The organism is Thiorhodococcus fuscus (assembly GCF_042682685.1).
Taxonomy (GTDB): domain Bacteria; phylum Pseudomonadota; class Gammaproteobacteria; order Chromatiales; family Chromatiaceae; genus Imhoffiella; species Imhoffiella fuscus.
In genome coordinates this window covers 1-18,378 of sequence record NZ_JBHUHX010000019.1, presented here as the reverse complement: position 1 = coordinate 18,378, position 18,378 = coordinate 1, and the positions used below count along the sequence as shown (strand labels likewise).

Genomic DNA, 18,378 nt, shown 5'->3' with positions numbered 1-18,378 from the left:
TTGCAAAAGGCTTCAAAGATAAATCTGACCGCCTAAAGGCGGTGGTTTTAACCCTGCTTCGGACAATAAAAATCTGCTAGAACTCGAGCGGTTAGTTGACGATGTGGTTCCTCTAGATTCGTCTTTTCTACAACCTGACATTCCGAGATTTGTCATTCCACCTGGAAATTACGACATACTCCAGATGATAGGGATGATAAAAGATATAGAAACATATGCAAAATGCCGAGACGAGTTCAAAGAAAAAATTAAAACATTGGTCGGCGTTATCGATAGTCAATTACTGGGCAAAGAATTAGATGTGGGTGCGATGATTAGTAAGCTGCAGAATCTATTTGATAACATATCAAAACTCGATGATCTCCAGCAAAAATTTGCGCGCATCAAGGCCGAAGATGCCTCATTGTTTGAAGAGATTGATGAATATAATGCAAAAGCGGATCTCCTTTTCAAAGAATTACATGCCGAACTATGCAAAATACGTTTATCTGGCCGCTTCGCGCTTTTCTATCTGATGCGCCAGCTAATAGCGCATAAACAAATCTAGGAGCAGCAAAGAGCAGACTTTCGTGTAAATACAAAAAGCTTAAGTTGAGCGTTATCCACCACCCGCGCCTTTCGCGGGTAGTGGACTCGACAGTCCTGAAATCATCTATCGGCCTGATGATGAGATTGGCCCGTCCTCTGCCGTCTTAGCGAGCTTCACAACAGTCCCCACGTCCCCCGAGACTTTCCGTAGCCGCTCATCGGCCAGATGAGCATAGCGCTGTGTCGTCTGAGGACTCGCATGTCCTAGTAGATGCTGGACATCGTACAGCGTCGCCCCCGAATTGACGGCAAGTGACGCAAAGGAATGCCTCAAGTCATGAATCCGGAGATTCTCGATTCCCGCTGCCTCCAGAATGCGCTTGAAACCCTTGATCGGATTATTGATCGGCTGACCCTCGACTCGTCCTGGAAACACATAGGGATTGTCTGGAACACGAGTTTGCTCGCGCAACACGGCGACGGCCTCGGGATTGAGGACGACATGCCGCGATTTGCCGCTCTTGGTGTCCGGCAAGAACAGCAAGCCTTGCTCCAGGTCGACATGGTCCCAGGTTGCCTGAAGGGCTTCCTCCTTGCGAATCCCGGTCAAGAGCAGAAACTTCAAGGCACCGACGATCACCTTGTTCGGCTCAGCTTCCATCGCCTGAAACATCCGTTGAATCTCATCGGCAGAGAGATAGCGATGGCGTTGATTGTTCTCCTTGAACTTGGCCACGCCCTGACAGGGATTCTTCGTCAGACGTCCCCACTGGACTGCGAGCTTGAACAGCTTCGACAACAAGGACAGATGCCGATTCGCTGTTGCGGGTGAGCACGTCGACTTGATCTCGCCGTGGTAGACCTGAATGTCTCGCATCGTGATGGTGTCGAGCTTCCATGCCCCGAAGCGAGGAACCAGATGCACCCGTAACTTACTCTCGTCAGCGCCCGCCGTGCGCTTGTGTTGCTCGGCATAGGGCAGATACTCCTTGAGCGCGAAGTCCTTGAAGGTTGGCATCGCCGCTTGTTCTTCCTTACGCGCTTGAGGATCCTGTCCCTGATCGAGCTGATAACGCAACGCGAGTGCCTGTTTGCGCGCCTCGGGCACCGTCATCGCCCCGAACTCCCCGATCTTCATCGAGCGTTTCTTCCCGTCGATGGTGTAACGAAAATAGAAGAACTTCCGTCCGCTCTTCGACACCAGGAGCTTCAGACCAGCAACCTCGGTGTCAGTATATTCGGCCTCGGTCGAGCGCGACTCTTTGGGGTGCGGCGGGAGTTGCTCAATGGCCTTCTGTGTAAATTTGAATCGAGTCTGACTCGATGGCGGTCGTACCATGGTCGCCTCCTCTGACGCGACAGAATGGTGAAAAAAAGTGTCCATGACCTTGTCTTGGATCGTCGCCGGTCTTCCTGTGCCCCCCTGATAATCACCGGCTCTCAGCCAGACAATCGAGCCAACCTTGGGGTTAACCCTACAAATCACAAGGGGATCGGATCGATGAACATTCACTCGCCAGCGACGGTCAGCCTTCTCGCGTCCGGTCTGCGTTCGTACACCATTGACCTAGAGCCAAAGGACCTGAGACGTTCCTTGTCCTTCAAGTCCCCGGCTCTCGTCACCTGATTGCCGAACTCCTTGCCCCGATGCCCAGTCAGGTCGCGACCATCAGGCTCCCTGTCTCCCTTGTCGAGAGCGCTCAGATGGGGTGCCCGGTCCATTCCCGGTCCTCAGTCACTCCATCGCTTCAGTTCAACGACGCTGCCGTCAGACGCGCCCGAAGCACCGGATCAAGGACGAGCGACTGGGGAACGACGAGCACTAGATCCGATTCGTGATTCGCAGGGACCACAGCGGCGAACAGATCCGGACGCGATTCGACGTACTCGACGACGTCCATCAGTTCCTCGATCGTCGCTTCCTTGGGGGGTGACTGTCCCCAGCAAGCCGTCCAACAGGCATCCAAGACCGCATCACCCGCCTCAAGGACCCAAAAGGTCACCTGGAAATCTTCCTTGAACAGTTCCACCATCCGTGCCTCAAGCCACTCGCGAATCGAGGATTCACGAACGCGCACCAACTCGCTCGGGCGCTCAATCCGTATCATGGTCGTCCTCCCGTCGCTGTAAGAAGTCCTCGGTCAGACGTCGCGCCTTGTGCTCGGCTTCATGACGTGGCAACTTCGCCTCGTACTCCAAGATCGCCGCGCGCTCTTCAAAGAACTCCCGAGCATCGGCGTCCAATGCCTGAAGCCACACCATCAGATCCGTCTTGCTGCCACCCTCGCGCATCTCGGCGACCCTCAATAGTCCTCCGGCATCAGGACCGTCGTCGTCGAGCGATCGGCCTCGGTAATGATCCAGACCCTTACCCCCTCTGCAATCTGGTAGCTCGACAACAGACGTGCTCCCCCGTGCAAGGCTTCCTGATTCGCTCGCGCATCGCTGGGACCCAGATCGCCCCAGTCGCCGTGAACGTGACGTAGCAAGAGCGTCAAGACCGCGATGCCATAGGCTTCCAGGACACGGCACGCATTCGGTGTCGACACGACCTTTCCGATGGGAAACAGGGGCGCGCCATCGGCTGTATCTGAGAACGACATGGGATCGACTCCTGGTGACGGCCCTGAAGACGGGCGCTTGGCTCTCATGGTCTGAATTGCGAGTAGGGCCAGTTCGACGGCCAGTGTCGCGACCAATGGATGACGGACGAAACGACTCAAATGACGCAGCGTTGCGCGCATGGCTTCTCCAGAATAGGGATGACGGTCGTAGATCCGGGATCACTGAAGGGCTCATGACGTCGCGCTACCCTTGGAATCCTTGCGTGCGCGCTGGCGTGTGAGCCGCTTCTTGGGGGATTCATCCGATGTGTTCTCCAAGCGCACCCCAGCATCGAACTGATCACGCTGCCGTGTCTCCCACGCGCTCCAGTCCGAGAGCGCCACATGCAGATGTGGTGGATCACCTGGCGTGAGTAAGCCCGTGTGACGCAGAATGGCTGCCAAAAAGCCGCCATTGTTTGCCGAGCGATTGACATAGGCTGCACGCAAGACAGGCGTCGGGAACGAGTCCCCGGATGACTGATAAGGCGCGAGAATCTCCTGCAACCGTGTGATCGAGACCCATTCTGGACTGAAATATCCACCGCCTTGATTCGCCGCAACGGCCAGATAGACGGTCCCGGACGCCCCGATCCCGATGCGATAGGTCATCTGGCCGATGGCGCGTTCACTGAGCTTAGGAATGGTGTGAGCCTCGATCGCCGTGATCGGTTCGGGCGCATGCGTGTCAGGCGTCGTCATGGGTGAAATCTCCGAGTACTCAACAATAAAAAGGCCCTGTCCAGAACACTGGACAGGGCACTTAATGCGAGATGACATGGAAGGCGAGTCGATCGGTGCTCAGAAGCAACGCGCGTCTCAAGACAGGGTCGGTCGATGGCCCGTTCGGGTCATAGAAATGATATGCGTGTGACACCTGGCGTCATGACGGGACGGGCGCGCTTTCTCTTCTCTCCAAAGGTCGGTCAAGGTTTGAAGTCGTCGATTTCAGATCCTTGACGAATCGGGGCGAGGGCCTTGGAGAATGGGCTCGAACCCTGATGACCCTGATGACCCTGATGACCCTGATGACCCTGGATCCTTGGAAAGAAGGTATCGGTGCGACGCACGACGGATCCGGATAGCAACCCCCAAAACCCTGGGATGCTTGAACCAGGGTCTAGAAACCCTGTCTACACCCTGGATGGCTTGATTCTCAACTCATTGATATATAAGTAGTAACCCTGAAAACCCTGTCTGCCCATGAAGATATAAATCGCATTCATCTGGCGTTGTTGAGCGTTCAGCTTAAGTTAGGCAAACATTTTCGCCGTCGACTGATCGCAAGAGCCTTAGGGGGCGAGACACGAGGTGAACAAGAGAGCGAAGCCCGGTTGATCCTGGATCCAAGGTTAGGAAAGTGCGCAAGATGCGTAAACCAGGGTTAAACCCTATCGATCAACCATGGTGTATTTTCTCGTAAGTAGTTGTTTTTTAATATTGCTACCCTGGAACCCCGTTGACCCTATAAAATAACAACTCAGTCCTATGCAGTTGTGATTGTCCAGACTAAGCTAGGCTCACTCTTTACGCCGTCGGCTGATGGCATGTGACCTATACGAGTGGACAATGAACCAATTCGATCCATCTTCCCCCGACATTGAGGAACTAGACGCTCCGTGTTGGGACGACTGGGTGCCGAACACCTTTTACAATGCTTCCAACGGGCTTTGGACAAACAACAAGAGCGATGAAAACGTCAAGTCTCAACGCGTCACGATGACGCGCGTGTGTGTCAACGGCATTATTCGCGATGAAGACAGTGAGTGTTGGTCGCTGTATTTATGGTGGGAGACGCCGGATGGCTCGCTCAAAAGCAAGGTCATACCGATATCATTGCTCGCAGAATTGCCAAAAGAGACGCGTAATCAGCTCTCAGAGCAAGGATTGGTGATCTTGAGGGGCGATGATTTTCGCCGCTTCCTGATCGAATCCTTCGAGATGTCAAACCAGCCTCAATGGCTCGCGACGCATCGCGTCGGGTTTTCCCACGCTATTGCAGTAGATGGATCGCCTTCCTTGTGCTTCGTCTATCCTCAACAGACGTTGTATTGTGAGGATGTGGACATCGAGCAAGGAGTCGGTCTGCTGCCATCGAACATGGCTAGCTCGCACCTAGGATTTCACGCAAGCGGGACCTTGGAAGACTGGCGAGCCCTGATGGAAGAGACACGCGGCCATCACTTGCAGACCTTTTGTCTCTGTACCGCGTTTGCTGGCATCTTCCTTTCGCTCAGTGGCACGGAGAGCGGCGGCTTTCATTTGTACGGAGTCAGTTCGCGTGGTAAGACCCTGTGTTTACAGTTAGCTTGTAGCGTTCACGGGAATGCGGCGGCGCCCAATCAGGATGCGGGTGCGCCTAGTCTTCTCAACTCATGGTCGACGACTAACAACGCCTTGGAGCTGATTGCGAATACCTACTCTGACACGATCTTGGCGATCGATGAGTTGGGTGTGCGTGAAAATGGCGTCACTCCTGTTTATGCGCTGTTGAACGGTCAAGGCAAGGCACGGATGACACGCTCGGCTCAGATGCAAGAACTCAAGCGTTGGAACATCATGGTGCTCTCTTCGGGAGAGATCCCAATGCACACTCAAAGCCCAGATCGGCGCCGACCGGTGATGCAGGGCGAGTTGATTCGCATGATCGATATTCCGATCGAGGATTTGTCACCACCCGATTCAGCCGACGTTGCCGAGAGGCTCAAGAGCGGGTGTGCGACCGTCTATGGCACGGCCGGCCCTGCGTTCGTCCAGAAGGTACTCAACACCTTCAAAGGCACCGATACCGAAAACTCGGAGACCGAGTTACGTCGAAATTTGACGGAGCATGTCGAAGAGGTGCGCGATGAATTACGAGACTTCCTTGCGTTGCAAGGTGTTGACCTGCATGCTCACCATTGGCGCGCGCTCAAGCGGTTTGCCCTGGTCGCCGTTGCAGGTTTATGGGCTGAGAACGACGTGCTCCCGCACACTGAAGAAGAGATCATGGAAGCCGTGAGGGCGGTTCTGATCGCCTGGGTCAACAGTCAGATCTTCGATTCCGAAGAAGAGCGTGCGATGGAAGCCGTGCGCGAGTACTACTTGCAGCATGTTGAAGACATGGTGAATCTCAACGTCGATCAACCAAATGCTGCGATGACGTCGTCAGATTACGGCATTGTGCGCGATAAGGATTTGATCCTCAACGAGAATCAATTCGCTATGGCGTGTCAAGGATTGGTGCCTAAGCTGGTCGCTCATGCACTGAATTCTAAGGGCATGCTGCAGCGAAACGATGGTCAAAATAAGCGCAAGGTGACGATTTCTCAGCTGGGCCTCAACAATGTTCGCCGTTATGTCATCAAGCTCGATAAGCTGATCGGTGATGCTCCGGGTGTTCCAGGCGCATCGCAAGATATGCCTCGCCCAAGGCGCAGAGCGACCCCGGTACCGATTGCCCGCGATCCTGAAAGCCCTGACCAGGAGGCGCCTCTGGACAGCGACGATCCGTACAATTTAGAAGGGCTTTCCAAAATCTGATTGGCCTCTTGCCGACTCTCTTGGTCTCAGCTCGAAGACCCTGAGAGTCTCGCAAAAGGCCGATGAATCGTCGCTGTTTGGTCGCGATGATCCTCGCTTCAGAGAGCAGGCATTTTGAAGCTTTTTAAAATGCCTCTGAGAGGCTCTAAAACCCTCGTTTAGGTCATTTTAGCTGTAGCGCCTTAGCGGGGTGGTCCCGTCAGCCAGATTCGCTGCTCCTAGCGCCGATTAGGCACCTTATTAAGAGGTTTGCGCTTCTGAGCCTGTTTCGACAGAAAAGAGGGCTTTTCGAGTTCCTTTGACGTTCTGCTGGCTGTCTGTACTTGGCAGTAGCCTCTGAGAGATGCGTAAATCCTCATTTAGACAGCATAAATGGGTACTCCACCTATTTTTGGAGCATATGAGGTGTTTTGGTGGCCGAATATCGATGATTCTTGAGCCAAAGAGCAGGCGATTTGAAGCCATCCAACATGTCTCTGAGAGGCTCAAAAACCCTCGTTTAGGTCATTTTAGCTGTAGCCCCTTAGCTGGGGGCGGTCCCGTCAGCCAGATTCACGGCTATTTGAGGCGATTTGGGGCCTTAGAATCGATATTACGATAATTTGTAAAAGTGTGAAAACGAACCAGAGAAGCACAATCGGTGTTTTTCCTTGAAGGCGCTCACGTTTCCCTTGCTGCTCAGATTTTGGGATCCATTCCATCTGACAAGGGACCGTATCATCGATACCCCAGATGGAGACAGGTCAAACGGATGCCGTACCACGTTCCCGTTCGCCCGACGGATGCTCCCCCCCAGTTGCTTTCGTGCCTCAGCAGTGAACTACCCACGAGTTCGACGAGAGTGGCCCGTAGGGCACACGGCGAGAGGGGGCTTATCTATACGGTATTGCGACTCATTCCGTTGTCGCAGGGAGCCACACAGGAGGACTCTCGTATAGTCACCATTTGAGAGCATTTCGTCTGTCACTCGAGTCCGACCCTGACGGTGCGTCAGCTCACCGACTGATCGCAGCCGATCATATTCCGGTCCGTCTCCGGTGCCATCGAATCCCGATATCGCCCATTGACGACATGGACACTCCGGTCGTCTATTTCTGTAAGCGACTGATTTTAATACTCCGGTCCAGGCTTCCGGTCCCTCCATTCCGGTCTTCATCCGGTCTTTCCCGACACATGATCGAGACTCTCAAGCGACACGGGCATGGAAAAAGCAGTTGGTTTTTCTTCGACTTAGGTTGATCGATGTCCGGTTCTGATCGACGCGTGGGAGTTGACGTAAGGCGTTGTCCCAGTTTAAAATTACAGGATATTCTGACAGTGTTCTTTTTACTGTTAATCACTAGGTCGGCGGTTCGAGCCCGTCCCAGGGAGCCAAAAAAGTGGAAATCCCCGTGTCCTTGCGGACACGGGGATTTTTTATGCGCGCTCGTCTCTTGTTCTGGTGTATTGCCGAGCTCCCTGGTACTGACTCGGCCATCGCTTGAAGCCTCGTCGAGAGCGACCGCCACCCTACGATACGCCTTGCCTGAATCCTGGGGCGGGGCCGCTGTTCCGCTCGGCTGAATCCGGCATTTTTGTCCCTCTGCTTGCGCGTTCGCATCGTCGAGGCGCAAGGCGGCCGCTTATGCTGATACATCGCCGATGTCTGGGACGAATCGTCGCCAATGCGACCTCTCGCCCCTCGAGCACCGGTGGTGATCGCCGCATACCGACCGAGGATTGAATATGCCAGAAACCATTGAAGTCAGCTTTCCGGGCGGGCAACGCGTAGATGCCAAGATCCGCGAATTCGTGATCCAGACCGACCAGTCGAAGGAGCACGGTGGCGACCAGAGCGCTGCCCAGCCTTACGACCTCTTCCTGAGCTCGATTGCGACGTGCGCGGGGATTTTTGCCTTGAAGTTTTGCCAGAGCCGCAATATCCCGACCGATGGATTGCGTCTGCGAATGGACTGGGAATGGAATCCCTCCGATCCCACCGCATCTCGGGCGGTGTTGGGCTTGACGTTGCCTCCCGGCTTTCCCGAGCGCTACGAGGCCAGCATCCTCAAGGCAATGGATCTCTGTGCGGTCAAGCGCACGATCGAGACGCCGCCGCACTTCGAGAGCCATATCCTGCGGGACGACAAGGGCGTCGACTGAATTCCGCCGGTCTGATTCGCCGGCTGGTTGCGCCTCTCCGGAGCGCGGGCACCTGGCCAGCCGGCGTCTTGGTCGCTCCCCGCGCTTCGTTCTTTCTCGTCGAGCGCGCCTTGCCAACCGCTGGAAGTTCGCCGCCTTCAATCAGCCTCTCCAATGCTCCGCGCTCAGTGGCAGTTCGTTGAGTTCGGCACGGGCCTCGCGCCAGCTCGGGTAGTGCTCGCCCAGGATCGTCACGAAGCGGTCGCTATGCGTCGGCTCCAACAGGTGCACCATTTCGTGCACGACGACGTATTCCAGCAGGTCCTTCGGTTTCTTCACCAGATCCGTGTTCAGGCGGATGCGTCCTGCTCTTGGATTGCAGCTCCCCCACTTGGTCTTCATGCGCTGAAGGAAGTACCGGGTCACCCTGACCCCGAGTCGCGGCTCCCACTTGCGAATGAGTGGCGGCACCGCCTCGTGCAGGAGCGACCTGTGCCAGTCGTGGACGATCTCCGCGCGCCTCGTCTGGTCGCTCCCTGGACGGACGGTCAGGGTGATGCGTTTGTGATCGACGCAGACGGACGGCTTGGCGTCGCGCTCGACGACCCTGAGCAGGTGTCGGCGCCCCCAGAGGTAATGGCTTTCCCGCTCGACGAATTCTCGGGGCGTTTCCCGTGCCTGATTGCGCAACTGGATCTGCTGCTCGCGGATCCACCCCAGTTTCGTGATCGCGTAAGCACGGGCGACTTCAAGTCGCGTCTCGTTGGGCGCGACGAGCGTCACCCGGCCTTCGGGCGGATGGACTGACAGATGGACGTGCTTGACGTCCTTGCGGGTCACGGCGATGAGGACATCGCCGAGCTGGATCGATTCGGTCACTCGTACCCCGGTTGGTTCTTGATGATCTCGAAGAGGGCCAGGGTGGCGTCCTTGTCGCGATCCAGAACCGGATAGACCGCGTTCATCACCTGACGCTCGCGTACCTCGTCGCCCTTCCACCCCGCCGGTGCGTTGTCGCGGACCGCCGAATCCAGGCGCAACGCCAATGCGGCCTTGTCCTCGTCACTGCTCGGATACCGAAATTGGGTCGCCGGAATCGATCCGAGGTTGTTGTAGAGCGCGACGGCGGCTTGGTTGCCATGCAGCACGGCGGGAATGCCCGCCTGAGGCTGTTTGGCGGCAAGTTGCTTCACCAGCGCCTCGGCCTTGTGCAGGAATTCCTCATAGGCGGCGGCGTCCTTGCGGCTCTGGGCGATCAGGTCGTCGAGCAGCTTGGACATCTGGGCGTAGAACTGGGGATCGGTGAGCTGATCGCGGACGATGGTCTTGCGAATGTTGTTGACGATCCCCTCGGCGACGGCGTTCCTGGACAGCTTGCCCTTGGCGTTGAGCTTGCGGGCGATGGCATCGTGGATGCCGGTCTCGATGATCAGCTCGGTCAGCGGGATCTGGTCCAATGCGCCCAGATCGGCCGCGGGATCGGCCTGGATATAGGTGTTGATGAGGTGGCGCATGTCCGCCTCGTAGGACTTGATGTCCAGCTCCTCGCCGGAGTGCTTCTTGATCGCCGCGCGAATGTCGACGTAGGACTCGACCGCCTTTTTCAGGTCGGCGGCCTCGGCATCGGAATAGCCCGCGTCGCTCAGATCCTGAGCCAGGTCGGCGAAGGCGCGGGCGAAGGTCGCGACCGCCTTGTAGAAGGACACCCGAAGCGCCTCGGTCTCATTGAGGGCCTCGGGGTTGGCCGCATCGCCACAGAAATAGCGGAGGTACTGCTCCACCTCGCGGGGCTGGGCGACGGGCTCGCAGAGATAGGTCAGTGCCTCGCGGGCGGCATCGAGCTGCTTCCTGCCTTCTTGAAGCCAGTTCTTGAGGTGGACGTTGTTCTCCCCGCCGTTGCCCTGGTCGATGTCCAGCGCGTCGGAGCTGTAGACCGCGATGGCCTGCTGCACGTCGCCGAAGAGCTGCTTGAAGTCGACGATGTGACCATAGTCCTTGTCGTCGCCGTCGAGGCGGTTGGTGCGGCAGATCGCCTGGAAGAGGTTGTGGTCGCGCAGCGCGTTGTCGAGATAGATATAGGTGCAGCTCGGGGCGTCGAACCCGGTCAGGAGCTTGCTGACGACGATCAGCAGCTTCATGCTCGCCGGCTCCTCGATGAAGCGGCGCTTGGTCTCGTCCTCGTACTGCTTGGTCGTCTGCCTCGGCTGGAGGACGTGCTTGGTGTAGGTGTCGTACTTGTAGCGCTCGTCGCTGTGCGCGGGTTCCTTGGAGACCGCATTGGCGTTCGGCTCGAACGAGGTGACGATTCCGCAGAACTGACCGAAGGGTTTCGTCTGGAAGATGCGGTAGTAATGACAGGCGTCGTAGATCGAGGCCGCGACCAGGATGGCGGTCCCCCGGTCGCTGCTCAGACGGGGCACGACCCCGAAGTCGTGGATGATGCTTGCGGCGATCCGTGCCTTGCGCTCCTCGGCGCTCATCAGCTCTTCCATGGTCGCCCAGCGCCTGCGCAGGATGGCCTTCTGGAACCTGTTGAGGTTCTTGGTCTTCCGTTCGAACCATTGATCGACGGCGGCCTTAGAGGTCAGCCGTTGGGGTACATCGCGGGCCTCGTACTTGAGGTCGAGCACCACCTTGTCGGCGACGGCCTGATGGAACTTGTAGGTATGGATATAGGTGCCGAAGACGTCTCGCGTCATCTTCCTGTCCTTGCGAAGCAGCGGCGTCCCGGTGAAGCCGATGAAGAGCGCCCCTTCCAGCCAGCGCTTCATCTGCTGGTTCATGTTCCCGCCCTGGGTGCGATGGCACTCATCGACGAAGACGTAGAAGCGGCCGTGAACCGGCGGCGGTGGTACCTTGAGATCGGTCGAATCGAACTTGTGGATCAGGGCGCAGAGCAGGCGTGGCGTGGTCGCGCCGAGCGCCTCGACCAGCTCGGCACGGGTGACGATCCGGGGCGAGGGGGCCTCCTCGCTGATGACGCCGGCATTGCGCATGACCCCTTCGATCTGTTTGTCCAGCTCGTCGCGGTCGGTGACGATGAGGATGCGTGCCTCGGGATCGTGCTCCAGCAGCCATTTAGCGATCAGCACCATGAGGATGCTCTTGCCGCTGCCCTGGGTGTGCCAGATGACACCGCCCTCGCGTTTGGCGATGCGCTCCTGGGCCGCCTTGACGCCCTGGAACTGGTGCTGGCGCGGGACCTTTTTGCGTCCGGTGTCGAAGATGACGAAGTGACGGATCAGATCGAGCAGCCGGGTCTTGTCGAACAGGTGTGCGAGCGGCCGGTCGAGCAGATGACCATCGGTGCCTGCCCCCCTGGCTTCGCTGGGCGTCTCGTCCTTCCACTCGACGAAGAATTGTTCCGGCGTGCCCGTGGTGCCGTAGCGCAGCCCCTGCGAGTCGTTCCCCGCGAGCACCAGCTGTACCGTGCTGAAGAAACCCAGGTTGAAGATCTCGTCCTGGTTGGTGATCAGCTGGCGTATCCCATCGACCAGGTCCACCGAGCTGCGCTTCAGCTCGATCACCGCGACGGCGATGCCGTTGATGTAGAGCACGATGTCGGGCCGCCGCTCGAAGCCGCCCTTGAGCGTCACCTCCTCGGCGAGCGCGAAGTCGTTCCGCTCGGGATGCTCCCAGTCGATCAGGTGGACCTTATCGTGCGTTTGTCCGACCGCGATCTGGACGTCGACGCCATAGCGCAAGAGTCGATAGGTCCGCAGATTGGCCTGATAGGGCGTGATCCCGGTGGCGTCGGCGGCCGTTTCGAGCTTCCGGAGGGCGGCGGAGATATGGGCTGCTGAGTACCCGCGCTTCGCGAGGTTCGCTTGAAGGTAGTCGGTCTCGATGGGGCGGTTGTGCTCGCGCTGGTGCCAGTCGCCGAGGTAGTCGTAGCCGAGACAGTCGGGTCGCGTCCTGTCGGTGAAGAGGGCGATGACGCGGTTCTGGGTGATCCTTTCGAGGCGCGGCTGCGCGGGCATGTCTCTCTCCTTGCGATTCGAGGTCCGTTGAACCCGCCAAATTGATCGAACAGGAGTACATCATGCCCTATTCGAAGCCTTTGGTGGCTCTGCGGACGGCGACGGATTGGATGCATCGTTCTCTCCACCGAGCATGATCGGTTTGCCGTCGCGCCAGACGACCGCGTATTGCCCGAGGCGCCGCTTGCGCTCCAACGTCTCGGCAACGGCGCGCCGCAGCGCGTCCAGGATCTGCTGATCTTCGCTCGATACTTGGATCATATCAGCCGCGTCCGTCCGGTCAGCAACTCTTGCATCATGCCCTGCTTGAGGGCGCGGGTCTTGTCGCGGCGAGCTTCGAGCGCGGTGATCTCTGCGTCCATGTCGGAGAGGACTTCGGCAATGGCGGTTTGTTCTTCAGAGGTTGGAAAATGGATCGGTAGACTCAGGATCGCATCTTTAGAGATGTTCTTCATGCTACCACTCGTCCCAGTGGCGATCTCTTTAAGTCTTATTTTGTATTCCTTGCTGCTCAACAAATATGCGAGCCAACGAACATTGACGGCGCTATCGCGATGAAACTGAGTCATCCAGAGGCGATCTGGTAAAAACAGCCAAGGGAAATCTCTGGGTATATAGGCAATTTCACCGACAAGATCTGGCGTATTCATGCGGCTAATCAGGATCGTGTCGCGCTTGGGTGTGATTACAGCGCGGTAGAGGTCTTGTGCTTTAATGCGCTTTGCTTCGTTTGGAAAGAAGACGCCGTTTGATAATGCAGACGTCTTCAATACGCATGGGTATTCCGGAGTCAAGTCGTCTTCTGTCGAGTTGACACTTACTCCGGCTTTTAGGTGCGCAATTTCGCTTCTTAAGTCTCTCTTTTCCCAGTCCCCCTGGAAACCAGGCAGTCGAGTTCGGCCAGTCAGGAGTTGCTGCATGGCGGCCTGTTTGAGGTCGCGTTTCTTGGCGATGAGCCGGTCCAGTCCGTTCAGCAGTGCATCCACATCGCTCAGAGCGGTGGCAATGGCGCGTTGTTCTGATTCGGTGGCTAGAGGAATCTGAACTCGCCGTAAAACGCCTTGGTTCAACGACGGCATCGTTGTTCCGGTGGCATTCTGGGTAAGCCAGGATTGCACGGCGCTGCTTTGAAACTGAGCCGCCAAGTATGGCGGGTGATGGTGGCCGCTCGGACGAATACTGATGCCATCCGAACCGAGAAACCAACCATCTTCAGCTTTCGATATCAGCGCGGAGCGTTCCACAGCACCTTTTCTACCAAAAACAATGTCTCCAGTGCGCAACACATACTGCGGAAGACGACGAACGACTCTCTCCGGAACTCTCGGTGTGTTTTCCGTTACCCGGAAGCTACCTTGTCCAACCTCACCAACAGAAATTAGGGGAACTCCATCGTTGACTGAATATTCATTGGCCTTGAGTAATGTGCCGAATGGGCCGGTCTTGATCTGTCCGATTTCAAAGACTGATTTGACTTCCCAATCCTCCGGAATCACCCCAATCTCGGTCTGCTTGTACCCCGCCTTCATTCCGCCATCCCTCCTTCAGCCGCTTCCCGCAAGGTGATCTCCAGCTCGCGACGCAGGTCCTCGCGGTCCGGCAGGTAGAGCTGGTATTTCTGCACGAAGAGCTGGCTGCTCATGCCGTAGGTGGCGTATTCGACCAGCAGCTCGTCCTTGTGACGGCTGAGGATGATGCCGATGGGCGGGTTGTCGCCCTCGACGTTCTCCTCGTTGGCGAAATAGCCCAGGTAGAGATTCATCTGGCCGATGTCCTGGTGCCGGACCTCGCCCAGCTTGAGGTCGATGAGGACGAAACAGCGCAGGATGCGGTGATAGAAGACCAGGTCGACCCGGTAATGGGTGTTGTTGACCGTGATCCGGTATTGCCGCCCGACGAAGGTGAAGCCCTTGCCCAGCTCCAGCAGAAAGGGCTGCAGGTGATCGCAGAGGAGGGTTTCGAGCTGGGTTTCCGAGACCCGATAGGGCTCGGGGATCTTGGGGAACTCCAGGACATAGGGTTCGCGCAACAGGTCGGCGGGCTGCTGGACGATCTGGCCCTGGGTCGCCAACTGTTGGATGCCCGCCTTGTCCTTGCTCGCGGCCAGGCGCAGGAACAGGGCGCTATCCTTCTGATGGATGAACTCTCGAACCGACCAGCCCTCGCGCACGCTCTGCTGTGCGTAGAAGCTGCGCTCCAGTGGATCGTCGATCTTCAGGATCTCGACGATGTGGGACCAGGTCAATTGGTGCGACAGCGTCGCACCTTTCGGGTACGCCAGGTAGAACTGGCGGATTCGGATCAGGTTGCTGCGGCTGAAGCCCCTGCCGTGGCGTCGTCCGAGCTCGGCGGCCAGATTGCCGATGAGCGCCTTGCCGTATTCGGCGCGGAGATTGCCCGCCTGCTCGTATTCGACGATGTGCCGTCCGACCTGCCAGTAGGTCTCGATCAGCCGGGTGTTGACGGCCTGCGCCGCACGCGCTCGGCCTTGCGCATAGGCGTCTGAAATGTCCTCGACCAGTTGCCGGTAGCCCTCGCCGTCGATCAGTTCCATGCGAGCCCCATCGTCTTCAGATGCGTCTCCACCCGCGCGGCGAGGCGGTCCACCTCCTCGGTCAGTTGCGGTAGCGGCTTCTCATAGCGCTCGGCGAGCTGCCGGACCCGCCCAGTGAGATTCTGCGACACGCGGTCCAGCTCGCCGCGCACGGCGTCGGACAGGTGCGCCATCCATTTGTCGTCGACGACCAGGGTCTTGATCTCGTCCTCGCCGAGCTTGGGATACTTGGCGTCGATTTTGGCGTCCAGCTCCTCCTGGGCCGTTTTGCGCTCGGACTTGACCCGCGTCTGTTGGTCCAGCAGCTCGGCATAGGCTTGGAGCGCCTCGCGCTCCTCCGCGTAGAGCGGGTCCTTGCCGATCTCCCTGAGCCGTGCCTTCACCGACTTGGCGGTGATCTTCTGCTTGTCACCCTCGCCCTCGATCACCTCGGCGAGCGGTCCGTCCTCGCCGCCTTGCTCCTCGCGCCGTTCGTCGAGCTGTTGCTCCAGGGTGGCGAGCTGGGTGTCCAGTGCATCGATGGCGTCCCGCTCGGCGGTGAAGTAGCGCTCGACCAGGAGCGCGGCGGGAATCAGGTCGGACTTGAAGCGCCGCTTGCCGACCAGGTAGTCGTGCGGCTCGGGCCAGACGAGCTTGTTGTCCCTGTTCTTGATCCGCACGATCTCGCGCGGCTGCGCGCCCTTCGTCCAGCCGTCGGCGCCGATCAGGTAGCAGTCGTCCTGCATGGTCTCGGCCCAGAAGTCCATCAGGTGCTGATAGATGTCGTAGGGGTCGAGCAGCGGGAGCGCCTTGAAGTCGGCGAGCAGGGTCTCGGAGAGGGTCTCGATCAGCGCCTTGGGCCGACCGTCCCGGTCGAAGGCGATGAGCTTCGGCGTGCTGGACTGGCTCCACTGCTCGAAGCGCTCCGTCACCTGTGCCCTGAAGCCGGCGAACTCGGCATGGTCGAAGATGGCGGCCTTGACCTCGGTCACCGGCATCTGGAGCCGGACGTAGCCCGGCCGCAACGGTTCGAACAGGGCGGCGCGCACGCTGGGCAGGACATCCCAGTAGTCGGCCAGGGCCTCCAGGTCGCGCTCGGGGATGCCGCCGTTGAGGTGGGCGTCGATGTCCTGGATGTCCTCGGGCTCCGAGCTGTCGATGTAGCGCGGCAGGTTGAGGTTGAAGTCGTTCTTGGGGTCGGCGATCTCGTCGAAGGGCACCAGACGGGCATAGCGCGGCACGTCGGTCTGCTTGCGGAAGGTGTCGACGAGGCGATGGATGTCCTGCTCGCGCAGCCGGTTCTTGTTGCCGTCCTTCATGAACCCCTTGGCGGCGTCGATCATGAAGATGCCCTTGCGACCGGCGGCGTTCTCCTTGTCCAGCACCAGGATGCAGGCGGGGATGCCGGTCCCGTAGAAGAGGTTTGCCGGCAGCCCGATGATGCCCTTGAGAATGCCGGAGCGCACCAGCTTCTCGCGGATGGCCGCCTCGGCGTTGCCCCGGAAGAGCACGCCGTGGGGCAGGATGCAGGCACCTTTCGCGGTGCTCTTCATCGAGCGGATGATGTGCAGCAGATAGGCGTAGTCGCCCTGCTTGGCTGGCGGTTCGCCCCAGGCGAAGCGCTGCCAGGGATCGTCCGAGGGCGTGAGGCCGGTACTCCAGGTCTTGTCGGAGAAGGGGGGATTGGCGACGACGTAATCGTAGGTGCGCAGGTGCTCCCGGTTCATGAATTTGGGCGAGGTCAGGGTATTGCCCGAGCGGATGGTCGCGGTCGGGAAGTCGTGCAGGATCATGTTCATGCGGGCTAGACCGGCCGTGGTGACGTCCCGTTCCTGTCCTTCGAGCGTGATGCGCCTCTCGCCCGCCTCGGCGGCGACCTTCAGCAGCAGCGATCCCGAGCCGCAGGTGGGGTCGTAGGCGGTCGTGGACGCCCGGGCATTCTCGGGCGAGATGCCGATCACCTTGGCGATGATCCGGCTGACCTCGGACGGGGTGTAGAACTGACCCTTGCTCTTGCCCGAGTCCTGCGCGAAATAGCGCATCAGGTACTCGTAGGCGTCGCCCAGGATGTCGTCGTGCTCGGCGCGGTTCTTGGCGAAGTTCAGCTCGGGCTTCTGGAAGATGCCGATGAGGTTCGAGAGGCGCTCGACCATCGCTTGGCCTTCGCCGAGCTTGTTGGGGTCGTTGAAGTCCGGGAAGTCGCTCTTCGCCAGCCGTTCGTTGCTGTTCACGAGGGGCGCGACGATCTGTTTGTTGATCCGGTCGCCGATGTCGGGCTTGCCCTTGAGCGCGACCATGTCCTTGAAGCTCGCCCCCCTGGGAATGACCACCGGCGGGAAGAGATCGTAGGAGTCGGCGTACTTGTCGCTGATGTACTTGATGAACAGCATGAAGAGGACGTAGTCCTTGTACTGACTTGCGTCCATGCCGCCGCGAAGCTGGTCGCAGGAGGCCCAGAGGGAGGAGTAGAGGTCGGACTTCTTGATCGCCATGGGGAATGTTCTGCTGTCGTTAGGATCGGGGTGCCTTGCCTTCGGGCGGCCCCGGCTGGCTTGGTGCCTGGATCGCGATGCCATTGCGTCCGCAATGGTTTCGGATCAGGACTTCGACTATGTTCGAGATAAACCGATGCTCTCGCTGAGCGGCGGTGCGCAACGCTTCCTTCAGCCCAGGGTGGCGGTCTTGGTGCTGGGCATCGCTCACGCGACGGTTTGCTGAGGATGTACTGCAAGGTACAGCAAGGATGGGGTTCGACCAATCCTTTTGGTCTCGGGGACTTGACAAAGGCTCTGTCTCCACACCATCGATACGGTCAGCCTTGTGCACGCGATGGTTCTGCGCATCAAGGCGCCGCTCCTACCGATCCAGATTATATGCTGCGGCGGGCGTTGATACGGCAAGCCACGGCCGCAAGGTCAGACGTTCACATCAAGTATCGATGACACCAATATCCTGCGGCGGCTGGCCCAGGCATGACTCTGGCCGGGCCATGTCACCGATGCTTCAGCGATAAGCCCTGTGCTAGGTGTCAAGTCCCCGAAGATTGTATACGCGTTTTTTGAATAGTTCGGGGCGTTTCTCAGCCCAGTCC

At 58.4% G+C, this 18,378-nt stretch carries 15 protein-coding genes; 4 read left to right on the top strand and 11 right to left on the bottom strand.

Annotation, left to right across the window (positions count from 1 at the left end; all coding sequences use genetic code 11):
* The first annotated feature begins 184 nt into the window (after nucleotides 1–184).
* Complete coding sequence (locus ACFSJC_RS09770; RefSeq protein ID WP_386026149.1) at nucleotides 185–547, top strand: hypothetical protein; 363 nt, start codon at nucleotides 185–187, stop codon at nucleotides 545–547.
* Nucleotides 548–652: 105 nt separating this feature from the next.
* Here the strand turns inward: ACFSJC_RS09770 and ACFSJC_RS09765 are convergent, their stop codons facing one another.
* From ACFSJC_RS09765 to ACFSJC_RS09745, 5 genes are all read right to left on the bottom strand, one after another.
* The gene (locus tag ACFSJC_RS09765) at nucleotides 653–2,041 is read right to left on the bottom strand and encodes a tyrosine-type recombinase/integrase (RefSeq protein ID WP_386026147.1); all 1,389 of its coding nucleotides are present in this window, start codon (nucleotides 2,039–2,041) and stop codon (nucleotides 653–655) included.
* Between the two features lie 235 nt (nucleotides 2,042–2,276).
* Nucleotides 2,277–2,636: a hypothetical protein gene (locus ACFSJC_RS09760; protein ID WP_386026145.1), complete on the bottom strand. Its 360-nt coding sequence runs from the start codon at nucleotides 2,634–2,636 to the stop codon at nucleotides 2,277–2,279.
* Complete coding sequence (locus ACFSJC_RS09755) at nucleotides 2,623–2,835, bottom strand: hypothetical protein (RefSeq protein WP_386026143.1); 213 nt, start codon at nucleotides 2,833–2,835, stop codon at nucleotides 2,623–2,625. The genes ACFSJC_RS09760 and ACFSJC_RS09755 overlap by 14 nt, the downstream gene beginning before the upstream one ends.
* Nucleotides 2,832–3,131, bottom strand: coding sequence for a hypothetical protein (locus ACFSJC_RS09750; RefSeq protein ID WP_386026141.1), 300 nt, complete (start codon nucleotides 3,129–3,131; stop codon nucleotides 2,832–2,834). Before ACFSJC_RS09750 ends, ACFSJC_RS09755 begins: the two co-directional genes overlap by 4 nt.
* Nucleotides 3,132–3,323: 192 nt before the next feature.
* The gene (locus ACFSJC_RS09745) at nucleotides 3,324–3,833 is read right to left on the bottom strand and encodes a hypothetical protein (RefSeq protein ID WP_386026139.1); all 510 of its coding nucleotides are present in this window, start codon (nucleotides 3,831–3,833) and stop codon (nucleotides 3,324–3,326) included.
* A gap of 254 nt (nucleotides 3,834–4,087) precedes the next feature.
* Here ACFSJC_RS09745 and ACFSJC_RS09740 point away from each other — a divergent pair, with 254 nt between their 5' ends.
* The 3 genes from ACFSJC_RS09740 to ACFSJC_RS09730 all read left to right on the top strand — a co-directional run bounded on the left by ACFSJC_RS09740 (nucleotide 4,088) and on the right by ACFSJC_RS09730 (nucleotide 8,795).
* Nucleotides 4,088–4,216, top strand: coding sequence for a hypothetical protein (locus ACFSJC_RS09740; protein ID WP_386026137.1), 129 nt, complete (start codon nucleotides 4,088–4,090; stop codon nucleotides 4,214–4,216).
* Between the two features lie 484 nt (nucleotides 4,217–4,700).
* A complete protein-coding gene (locus tag ACFSJC_RS09735) occupies nucleotides 4,701–6,653 on the top strand; it encodes a DUF927 domain-containing protein (protein WP_386026135.1) in 1,953 nt (650 codons plus the stop codon).
* Nucleotides 6,654–8,378: 1,725 nt separating this feature from the next.
* Entirely contained in the window at nucleotides 8,379–8,795 is a 417-nt protein-coding gene (locus ACFSJC_RS09730) for an OsmC family protein (RefSeq protein ID WP_007043072.1), read from the top strand.
* A 141-nt stretch (nucleotides 8,796–8,936) separates the two neighbouring features.
* Here ACFSJC_RS09730 and ACFSJC_RS09725 read toward each other — a convergent pair whose 3' ends face one another.
* Genes ACFSJC_RS09725 through ACFSJC_RS09700 form a run of 6 tightly spaced genes read right to left on the bottom strand, consistent with a single transcriptional unit; the run spans nucleotide 8,937 to nucleotide 17,779 of the window.
* Nucleotides 8,937–9,653, bottom strand: a complete 717-nt coding sequence (locus tag ACFSJC_RS09725) for a M48 family metallopeptidase (RefSeq protein WP_386026133.1) — start codon at nucleotides 9,651–9,653, stop codon at nucleotides 8,937–8,939.
* Nucleotides 9,650–12,754 carry a type I restriction endonuclease subunit R gene (locus ACFSJC_RS09720; RefSeq protein ID WP_386026131.1) on the bottom strand — a complete coding sequence of 1,035 codons (3,105 nt, stop codon included), beginning with the start codon at nucleotides 12,752–12,754 and terminating at the stop codon, nucleotides 9,650–9,652. The genes ACFSJC_RS09725 and ACFSJC_RS09720 overlap by 4 nt, the downstream gene beginning before the upstream one ends.
* 60 nt (nucleotides 12,755–12,814) lie before the next feature.
* The gene (locus ACFSJC_RS09715) at nucleotides 12,815–13,015 is read right to left on the bottom strand and encodes a hypothetical protein (RefSeq protein ID WP_386026129.1); all 201 of its coding nucleotides are present in this window, start codon (nucleotides 13,013–13,015) and stop codon (nucleotides 12,815–12,817) included.
* The gene (locus ACFSJC_RS09710; RefSeq protein ID WP_386026127.1) at nucleotides 13,012–14,283 is read right to left on the bottom strand and encodes a restriction endonuclease subunit S; all 1,272 of its coding nucleotides are present in this window, start codon (nucleotides 14,281–14,283) and stop codon (nucleotides 13,012–13,014) included. The genes ACFSJC_RS09715 and ACFSJC_RS09710 overlap by 4 nt, the downstream gene beginning before the upstream one ends.
* On the bottom strand, nucleotides 14,280–15,308 hold the full coding sequence (locus tag ACFSJC_RS09705; RefSeq protein WP_386026125.1) for a PDDEXK nuclease domain-containing protein: 1,029 nt from the start codon (nucleotides 15,306–15,308) through the stop codon (nucleotides 14,280–14,282). The genes ACFSJC_RS09710 and ACFSJC_RS09705 overlap by 4 nt, the downstream gene beginning before the upstream one ends.
* Nucleotides 15,299–17,779, bottom strand: a complete 2,481-nt coding sequence (locus tag ACFSJC_RS09700) for an N-6 DNA methylase (protein ID WP_386026123.1) — start codon at nucleotides 17,777–17,779, stop codon at nucleotides 15,299–15,301. Before ACFSJC_RS09700 ends, ACFSJC_RS09705 begins: the two co-directional genes overlap by 10 nt.
* Nucleotides 17,780–18,378 lie beyond the last annotated feature (599 nt).